This window comes from Bacteroides sp. ET225 (assembly GCF_024733745.1).
Classification (GTDB): domain Bacteria; phylum Bacteroidota; class Bacteroidia; order Bacteroidales; family Bacteroidaceae; genus Phocaeicola; species Phocaeicola excrementipullorum.
In genome coordinates, this window is the sequence record NZ_JANRHN010000008.1 from 123277 (window position 1) to 133396 (window position 10120).

General features: G+C 42.3%; 5 protein-coding genes. All 5 read right to left on the bottom strand.

The window, feature by feature from the left end; translation table 11 throughout:
• Positions 1-33: 33 nt before the first annotated feature.
• The 5 genes from NW212_RS05885 to NW212_RS05905 all read right to left on the bottom strand — a co-directional run bounded on the left by NW212_RS05885 (position 34) and on the right by NW212_RS05905 (position 10023).
• A complete protein-coding gene (locus tag NW212_RS05885; protein ID WP_258337724.1) occupies positions 34-1089 on the bottom strand; it encodes a glycoside hydrolase family 130 protein in 1056 nt (351 codons plus the stop codon).
• An 80-nt stretch (positions 1090-1169) separates the two neighbouring features.
• Complete coding sequence (locus NW212_RS05890) at positions 1170-3821, bottom strand: glycoside hydrolase family 2 protein (protein ID WP_258337715.1); 2652 nt, start codon at positions 3819-3821, stop codon at positions 1170-1172.
• A gap of 72 nt (positions 3822-3893) precedes the next feature.
• Positions 3894-5006: a glycoside hydrolase family 105 protein gene (locus NW212_RS05895; protein ID WP_258337716.1), complete on the bottom strand. Its 1113-nt coding sequence runs from the start codon at positions 5004-5006 to the stop codon at positions 3894-3896.
• 156 nt (positions 5007-5162) lie between these two features.
• Complete coding sequence (locus tag NW212_RS05900) at positions 5163-9173, bottom strand: hybrid sensor histidine kinase/response regulator transcription factor (RefSeq protein ID WP_258337717.1); 4011 nt, start codon at positions 9171-9173, stop codon at positions 5163-5165.
• Between the two features lie 193 nt (positions 9174-9366).
• Positions 9367-10023 (bottom strand): carbohydrate-binding family 9-like protein, encoded by a 657-nt coding sequence (locus NW212_RS05905; RefSeq protein ID WP_258337718.1) that lies wholly within the window; start codon positions 10021-10023, stop codon positions 9367-9369.
• Positions 10024-10120 lie beyond the last annotated feature (97 nt).

Sequence of the window (10120 nt, forward strand, 5' to 3'; positions counted from 1 at the left end):
AGCATTCATAATAATAAATTTTAACAAGTTAAACTAGAATATATTCTCTATATCAGCGCAAACCGCCACACCGACCCGTGAATCGGCACAGCCATAATACAAATAAAGTTTACGCTTATAATATGCCAGTCCTTCAATAAAGACTGTGCCGTCTGCATACTGGCCGCTCTTTTCGAAAGAAGCTTCAGGAACAAAGAATGGTTTGTTCAAACGCCCGACAACCTTACACGGATCAGCCTTATCAAACAGCAGCTGCCCTCCACAATATGCTCCAGCATGATATAATGTATCACCCTTTATCCCACGCTCGTTCTTTCCATTATACAACAGGACGATCCCATGCTTCGTACGGACGGCAGGAGGACCGCACTCTGTCATCTGACTGTCAAAATATCCTTTTCGGGGAAGAGCAAGTTTCTTCAGCTGACGCTTCTCATCCAAAACGGGATACCAGTCAACCAGATTCTCTGAAACAGCCGCATGCACGGCATATTCCCCCCAATACATAAAATATTTGCCATCCACTTTATCAATGACAAGCCTGCCGTCTTTCACTTTCGTAAGTATAGACGCCGATTTACTGGGCATATCAGCAAAACGTCCGTCATATGCCTTCAAAAAAGCCAGCCCGTGTTTCGTCCAATGCTTCAGATCCCACGAAGTAGCGACAGAAAGACGGGGTTTTTTACGGTTCCAGGATGTATACAGCATCACGTATTGCCCTTCTTCTGTCATTGCCACACGGGGATCTTCGCATCCTCCAGGCCAGTCTATCTCTTTAAACGCATCATCGCAGGGATAAAGCACAGGAACAGATGACCGCGAGAAAGACAGCCCATCAGTACTTTCTGCATAGCCTATGCGGGAAGTCCGCTTGCCGATACCGACTCCGGACTTATCTTCTGCCCGATACAAAACAACGATCTTTTCTCCGGTTGCAACGGCTGCCGGATTAAAGACATCACCTTCTTCCCATTTGACCGATTGCTTACGCATGGGACAAAAAAAGTCTGTTGACGAACGGGGTTCAAGGACGGGATTCGCTCCCTCAGGACGGACAAACGGACCTAATGACCATGGATGTGACATATCTTCTTCTCCCGATGACGCAAAAAGCACCACAGAAAACGACAGTCCGACACCCAACAAAAAAGATCTCACCAAGCTATTCATTTCAATTTTCGGGTTACTGTTTCGACATTCCAACCTTTTATTCTCAATATCAGACCACCGGCCAAATTTCTCTCTGCCGTTTCAATGGTAACCGTTTTTACCTCTCCCGGCATCAACGAGAAGAAATTATCTGTATAGAACGAGGGGCGGACAGGCTGCATTTCAGCATTCAAAAATTGCAGTTGGTTGAAAAAAGCAATCTGTCTTGAAGTATTTTTCAATACCACATCAACCAAGCAGCGGCCATTGGCTATCTTCATTTTATAAGAAGATTTCAACCTGGAATGTTTCATATGCTGCAAATCTTCAAATCCCGACGTTGCTGGTCCTGTCAAAGTATTCTTTCCCTCATATTTATCTTTTGAACGCCAATAGAAATTTGAAGAAATTTCCTCTCCCTTTTCATTCTCCAGAACCAGCCGTATGAAATGTACCTGTGAAATCTGTTCCGGGAAATCAATCCGGAAGACATCATTCACAACTCCATCACAAGGCAAATCAACTCTAGCTTCTTTTTCCCAAACCTTTCGGCTGTCCATATCATATACCACAGCCTTCACCCGGCAGTTGTCGAATGCCTTATAATAATCATTTACCACAGACACTGTATTTGTCAGATAGTCAAACTGGGCATGCAAAGGTTCCAAGGCATTCGCTGTATGATACAGAGAAGCCGTTGGCTCCAAAGACCAGTCCCACATTCTTGCCGAAACCTGCCGCACCGGACAATTGTGGTACCAGAACAGCACGCCCGAACAAAAGCGGCTACCATAATCCAGCTTATTATAGTTCCATACCTCCCAAATGCTCTTCGAATTGACAGCGCCAACAAGCTGCCCTTTGGCCGCAAACTCATCAATGGATTGCGACACGCCATATTGATTCACCAGGTCTGTATAAAGTGTCGTCATGCCGTGAAAACCGTTTCCGTCCAAATAATCCCATACCTCTTTGTTTATAGGCCAAAGGTCTTTTTCGTCCATCATTTCACGAAGGATCTCAACTGTAGGCAGAGTGGGCGCACCATATTCCGGATTAAATCCATTGACCCGACTGCCGCGGGGAGAAGCAGTATCTTCATAATGCTGCATCGGATTAACTTGCTTATAAGGACTCCCGTCATGCACTCCTGCACATTCCGACTGCATCTGATACCCGCGCGTTCCATCCAGCTCTTCCAGCAGGGAAGACATTCCGCTCACTTCAGTACTTTCATTAGACGCCACATAGTAAGCCAGCGACGGATGATTCCGTATGCGCTTCACAGTAGAAGCTACGTTGCTAAAATACACACTTCTGTCCTGTGGATGCTTCGTATCTCCTGTCATCCAGAATTCCTGCCACACAAGAATGCCCAGTTCATCGCAAAGCTGGAAGAAATAATCTGATTCGGCTATGCCACCGCCCCACATGCGCAGCAGATTGATGCCTGCCTGACGTGTATACCGAAGCTCCGCATAGGTACGCTCGTCCGAATTGCGCAGCATGGCTTCAGGTATCCAATTGGAACCTCGGATAAACAAACGTTTGCCGTTCACGTAAAAGCTCCGCGAACCGTCCGGTGTGTTTACATCAGACACGATCTCTCTGATACCAAAAGTCGTACTGACAGAGTCACAGGGGTTATCATTTACATATACCGTCAGTTTCACTTTATATAGATTCTGCGGGCCTTTATTGACGGGCCACCACAGTCTTGGGTTTTTCATAACCAGCTGCGGATAATCAGCAGGTGCAAAAGTCAACAGTTTGCGTTCTCCACGCATCAGACTCACGTGTTGTTCAAAAATGATATCCTCGCCTACAATCTCTCCTCTGACCCTACAACGGACAGTACGGTTTGCATTAGACGGATTTATTACTTCTACAGATACTGTTTCATGCGCTTCATCATAATCAGGCTTCCGCAAGTCGGATTTCACAAAAGGATCCCGCAAAGCCACATCTCCTGTGGTATATAGCGAAATGCCCCTCCAGATTCCAGTGCAACGGTCACGGATACCGTCCATAAACGTAAAGTCCCACCCCACACTCATCAGCATGGTCGTATTCAAGCCAATGTTTCCGTTGCCGCCATTATGAAATTCGCCCGCAGCCCCCCATGTTTTCGGTGCTGTAGAACCAGGCATATCTACAGGATAAACCTTGATGGCCAAAACATTCGACGAACCGACATTGACAAAATCTGTTACATTGATGACTTCTTTGACGAACATCCCATTGATCATGCTCAGCAAATTCCCATTGACCCAAACCTCAGCTCTATAATTGATGCCATCCAACTGCATCCAGACATTCTTTTTGTCAAATGTTTCCGGGACAGCAAATTCTGTCCTGAACCAATAAGTATAAAAGTCCCTGCCTGTTTCTGAAATATCAGGAATCAGGTGAGAATCCAGCTTGTTGTTGATTCCATAATACGGTTCAGGATAAACCTTATTATAGACCAGCGAACGCAACACGGTGCCTGGAACAACAGCAGGCATCCATCCTTCCGTGCGATATCCCAATGTAGAAATATGCTTGCCATCGTCACTGAGATCTTGCACCCTCTTCATCTTCCATACATGGCAGCCCCCATGCACGGCGTCAGAAGCAAGCCATATACGGGCTGTATCCATAGCTTCCCGCCCCTTATGCTGCCCCATAACAGGAGCAGCATAAGGAAACAGCAAGATTATCAAAAAAGCATAAAGGAAACGCATAGCTTCTCTTCAAGATTATTTCTTCAATTGAGTCAAAGCTACAGCGCACCACAAATAAGGCGCCTGGCCATGATAATCGCCTACATTGCGCTTCCGGTCATAATAATACTGCTTGTCATTCTTTTTATTTGTACCGGTGCAAACATTACGTACATCTCCATTTTCATTTACATAAGCAACCATAGCCATCCATGCTTTACGAGCCACCGGCGCATATTCTTCAGCATCCAGCCAGCCATTCTTTATTCCTTCAATAAAAGCATATGCAAACATGGCCGAGCCTGAAGTTTCTATCCAGCAATCAGGCTGATCCAACAACTGGCGCCACATGCCCTCTTCTGTCTGAAACTCTTTCAGACTTTTCATCATCTTATGATAACCTTTCAGAATACGTGGACGATATTCACTGTCTTTAGGCAAACAACGCAACAATTCGGTCATTCCCGCAGCCATCCAGCCATTTCCACGCCCCCAATAGTACGGAACATCCGTTGCATGATAAAACAAGCCGTTCGGGCGCTGCAGTTCATCCAAATAAAGAACCATTTCTTTAGCTGCACGATCCACATATTTGCGGTCGCCCGTAACCAAATAGGCTTGTGTTTGCACGATTGTAATCATATACATATCGTCAATCCACAAACGTGACTGCCAGGAATATCCTTTTTCCGCCCATTCTTTTTGGCTGGCCGACGCATTTTCCGGAACTTCCCACTGTGTATCGGCATAAGGCATGCCCAAGTCATAATAACGTTTTTCTCCTGTTATCCTGTAAAGAGTCAGAGGCAGGCTTCCAAACATGTTTACATCTACATGATTCATAATAGGAAGCAAGGCTTTCTCTGTCGTGAACAAAGGTTCAAAACGATTCTGCAATTGTTTTACCAGCTCTTTATCTTTTGTGACATCGCCAAAATTCAGTGCTCCATTCCATGTAAACGTTTCCGGATAGCTTATCCATTTTCCTACATGCAACAAATGTTTGCCCCCCACAAAATGATAGGCCATCCGTTTGCCTATTACTTCCGGTTCATATCCTCTAGGAAAATCTTTCAACAGGTCAATCTGAGCAGATGCAGACTGAAACGACAACATAAGCGCAAACGCAGCAATAACTTTCTTAATCATACTTACTTAATTTATCGATTATTAATAAAACTTGTTTCTACAAAGTTAACTCGTATCCTTTTTTCAAACTATCACAGATATCCTAACTAATGAAAGAAATATCCCATTAAGCACTATATGATATGATTATTGCAATCAAAAGAAAGAAAAGCCACTCTATTTCACGAAGTCCTTTGGCAACATTCCGAATTGCTTCAGAAAACATTTGGCAAAGTAAGAAGGAGAGTTAAAGCCAACAGCGTAGCAAACTTCATTCACCCTGCATTTACCTTCCTTCAACAACTGAGCAGCCCGCTTAAGACGCTCTATACGCAAATATTCATTAGGAGTCAAATCCAGAACGCCTTTTATTTTGCGATAAAAGTTAGAACGGCTCATATTCATACAATCCGCCATATCGTCTGTTGAAAAGTCCGAATTGTTTAGATTTGCAGAAATAATGTCATTCAATTTCTTTATAAATTCTTCATCCGCTTTTGTCAGAGCCATCGTATTTACAGCTACAAATGGGGACTTTGCAAAAGACTGGCGCAACTTTTCTCTATTATTAATTAAATTAGCGATAACAGCCAATAAATATTCGGTTGAGAAAGGTTTTTCAATATAGGCATCAGCACCCATTTCCAGTCCCTCCAGCTTAGATGACATATTGGTTTTGGCGGTTAACAGTATAACTGGTATATGGCTGTAGTTCAGGTCAGCCTTAATCGTTTTACAGAGTTCAAAACCGTCCATCACGGGCATTACGACATCACTGATTACCAGATTCACAAAATGCTCATCCAGTATACACAAAGCTTTTTCTCCATTGGAAGCGGTCAACACCTCATATTCATTCGACAACTGACGAGCTATGAATGAAAGCATACTTGCATTATCTTCAACGACCAATAATGTCAGTTTCGCGGTTTTGATCTCTCCGCTATGCTCATTGCATAAACTGTCTGATTCCACACTGCCTACAGCATCCGACTCCAGAACAATCGTAGAAGAGTGCATGACCGGCAGCCTCAAACAAAATTCGTTCACATCATCCCTATCCGACATGAAAAGACTCCCCTGATGCAATTCCGCCAACGAACGTGATAGAGCCAGCCCTATGCCTGTGCCCGCAGACACTTGCCCGCCGCTCTGACCATCAAAACGAATAAAAGGCTTAAATATTTCCTCTTTCATCGCAGATGGGACTAAATTTCCATCATTTATTGCAGAAATCTGAAAATTCTGACCCGTAGAATCAACCTGCAGCCGAACATGTATATAACTGGCTGCATACTTCAAGGCATTATTAAACAGATTGCTGATAATCTTAGTGAATGCTTCTTTATTTACATGCGCATAAAAATCCTGATCGAAAAGTTCTAATGTAAAGTCCAGACTCTTTTGCCTTGCTGTAGAAGTAAAGCGCAAATGAGTTTCACGTAAAATTTCTGAAATATTACATTTGCTGAAATTTAAGCGGAAACCATGACTTTCCGCCTTTCTGAAATCCAACAACTGGTTTGTCAAACTCAACAGTCTTTCTGTATTTTGCTGCATAATATTTAAATCCTCCCATGTTTCAGAGTCCAGCCCGCTCTTTTTAAGGATATTCTCCAACGGACCCTTTATCAATGTAAGAGGAGTTCGTATTTCATGCGCAACATTTGTAAAGAAATCAAATTTAGCCCTATAAATCTCACGTTCTTTCTCCTGCTCAAATTTTTCAATCTGCCTGCAATGACGACGAATGCTTCGCTGTTTCAGATACCAGAAAACATAAAATGAACATCCCATGAATGTCAACGCATAGACAATATATGCCCATACAGAACAATATAGAGGAGGACGTATTTCAATCAACAGTTTTTTGCCCACTTCATTCCAAACTCCATCGCTGTTTGAACCTTTGACTTGAAACACATAATTGCCATACGGCAAGTTTGAATAACTGATCAAAGAGCTTTCGCGCATGAGCAGCCAGTCACTGTCAAAACCGTCCAGTTTGTACATCAACCGATTCATCTTCGGAGCTTGATAGCTCAAAGCCGCTATACGCAAAGAAAATGAGTTTTGATCAGAGCGCAAAGATATTTTATCAGCAAAGGTTATGTTTTGTTTCAGAGGCGAATCTTCTTCCCCCACACGAACCGCTTTGCCAAACAACATAAAATCCGTCACTACAACAGGAGGAACATATTTATTTTCAGTAAAATTCTCTGGCGTAAAAGCTACAAAACCATTTGTACAGCCAAAATAAATCTTTCCGTCATCAGATATAAAACTCGAACGATAATTGAACTGGTCATCCAACAGACCGTTCGCCGTAGTATATACTTTCTTCACCACATTTTCCACGGGATCGAAATTAACAAGCCCACTATTGGTTGTCAGCCAAAACAAACCTTCTGTATCTTCGGCAATCTGATATACCACATCATTGGGCAAACCAACATTGGAATTATATGAAACAAAATCATCAGACTGCAGACGATACTTGCAAAAACCACCTCCTTGGGTTGTCAGCCACACCTGATGGCGTGAATCCTCAAAAATACTAAGAACTTTATCATAAGGAAGACTGGTTGTATCTCCCTCCACATGCATATAATTTTTCCATTTTTTCAGATTCACATCATAACACCAGGCTCCATTGGCATAAGTAGCCAACCACAAATTACCATTATAATCTTCCTTTATATCATAAACAAAACAACCTTTCAATTCCGGTATCTTATGAAAATCATCCGTTGTCCTGTCGTAACGCAGCAGGCCAAACATCGTTCCCAGATAAATATTGCCCGCATTCGTCCTGCAGATTGAAAAGATGCTGTTGTCTATCAACGTTCCTTTGGATTCTGTTTTCTGGTATGTCCTGACAATCTTTCCACTCCTGGTATCTATAATTTTCAGTCCTTTCGAAAAAGTACCTACCCATAATTCATTGTCAACCAAACATAATCCATGTATATTTGAGAATCTTTCGCTCGCCTCAAAAAAAGAAAACTCTCGAGTTGCTGGATTATACCGATTTAAACCGCCGTCTTCAGTGCCAATCCATAAGATACCCTGCTTGTCCTGGCAAAATTCACGGACCCGCATTCCGTGAAGACTTTTATCATCTGCCTTGGGATAATATTTTTCAAAATAGGTATAGGGCTGTGGGTAATAATTTACCCCTCCGAAATAAGAACCGATCCAGATTCCTCCCTCCCTATCTTTGCATAACGAATAAATCGCATTGTCTGAAAGCGAATAAGCGTCGTACATGGAACTGCGCAAGTGTACATAGTTGCTTGTACGGACATTATAAATGTAAATGCCCGATTCTGTCCCAACCCAAAGTTCATCTCCGGAGTTAACCAACAGATCCCTACAGTAAATATTTTCCTCTAATTCGTCTACGCTCAATATGCAACGAAGACGGCCTGATGTCAGATTCAATTCTTTAACGCCACGAGTCGATCCGATATACATACGATTGTAACTACCAACCAGCATTTTGACAACCACCTCATTATCGAATATTTCCTTGCCGTCTGCTGACAAATAAGAGTGAAGTGTAGAAAAACAATCTTTAGTATAATAAAGGCCATCACCATAAAAACCAACCCATATTGTTCCGCTGTTATCAAAAGCCAAAGATTGGACATTTGTCGAAATTCCAGGAAAATGCTGCAAAGAATAATTCAGCAGTATGTGATTTCGTAGATCATAACAAAAAACACCCTGCATCTCCACAGCCATCCACACACGTCCTTCATTATCTCCCACGATTGTGGTTACAGAACGTTCTATTCTTACACCGTCCTTACTAGATAATTTAAAATGTTCAAACTGATCTCGTTCAGGATAATAAATATACAAGCCCAAATCGGTTCCAACCCATATATGCCCTTCCTTGTCCTCATAAAGAGAAGTCACAAAATTATTTCCCAAACTATGAATATCATTGCTGTTGTATTTATACTGACGGAACAGCAAACCGTCATAGCGATTTAATCCATCCTTGGTTCCAAACCACATGAAACCTTCACGATCTTGCAATATAGCATTGACCGTATTTTGGGAGAGCCCATCCTCTACACTAAAATTTTTAAAGTAATAGTTCTGATTTATAGCCTGCAAATTGCAGCACACTATAGCAGCAAACAAATTTATAAGAACAAAGAATATAATCTTTTTCATGGTAATGGTATATGCTGGTTCAATATTAGGATTTCAAATGTAGAACAAAATATACCATACCCATGAAAAATATGTACCAATAAATACAAAAATAGTCTATTGCTCTTATATTACACAGCCTTGCAATCCCTTCACACCCATAATAAGAGCCGCGCAAGGCTGGATACAGTACTTGGTCAGAATCAATTATCACCTACTCAAAATGTACAGAACCAAAGAATTCCGGACAATGGAAACAGGGTTCCGGAAGATTTATCGGATTCCATGACAAGAAATGGGGAGTTGCCAACAGATCACCGCACTTATAAAAATTAGCACGCGCGGTCATTCCAACAAAGTGCTCAATTTGGTGACAGAAGAAAGCATCTGCAGGAATCAGCAGAGCCATCTGCCATTCACACTCTCCCATCCGCTCCTCAAAAGGAGCTTTTCCCAACGAGCTCCAACGTTTCACAGCCGATGTTACTTCAACAGGCGCATGTTCTCTCTCACCTTTACGCCCATAGCCTATCAATAACGTTCCCCCACAATTACATTCCAAATTATAATAATTTTCCTTATCTCCCGGAACTTGAAAAAAGAACTCGCAGCAGGAATCCTCCCATACACGTCCGCTATCAGAAGCAGCTACAGCACGTACACTCGCTTCTTTGACGCGATATTCCAACAGAAGACTCCTGCCTGTATGAGCAATTCGGAATTTAACATCCGGACAATAAGGATAATCTTTCCAATTCACACAGCATATAGGCTGAAAAACAACAGCAGATGCGTCCAACAGGGCTGGAATTTGTTGTGCCTCCAAAACTTTATCGTCACATGAAACCTTCGAAATACACATTGTTTTCATACAAATACAGATTTTTCATTGATAAGCACAAACTTAATAAAAAAATTTGAAACGACATTGGTTTCCGGCCTAAACCTGTCCTCCACTGCACAAAAAG

Coding starts and splice junctions, on each gene's coding strand:
- NW212_RS05895 (WP_258337716.1), bottom strand. CDS start 5,006: ATGATTAAGAAAGTTATTGCTGCGTTTGCGCTTATGTTGTCGTTTCAG.
- NW212_RS05905 (WP_258337718.1), bottom strand. CDS start 10,023: ATGAAAACAATGTGTATTTCGAAGGTTTCATGTGACGATAAAGTTTTG.
- NW212_RS05885 (WP_258337724.1), bottom strand. CDS start 1,089: ATGTCACATCCATGGTCATTAGGTCCGTTTGTCCGTCCTGAGGGAGCG.
- NW212_RS05890 (WP_258337715.1), bottom strand. CDS start 3,821: ATGGGGCAGCATAAGGGGCGGGAAGCTATGGATACAGCCCGTATATGG.
- NW212_RS05900 (WP_258337717.1), bottom strand. CDS start 9,173: ATGAAAAAGATTATATTCTTTGTTCTTATAAATTTGTTTGCTGCTATA.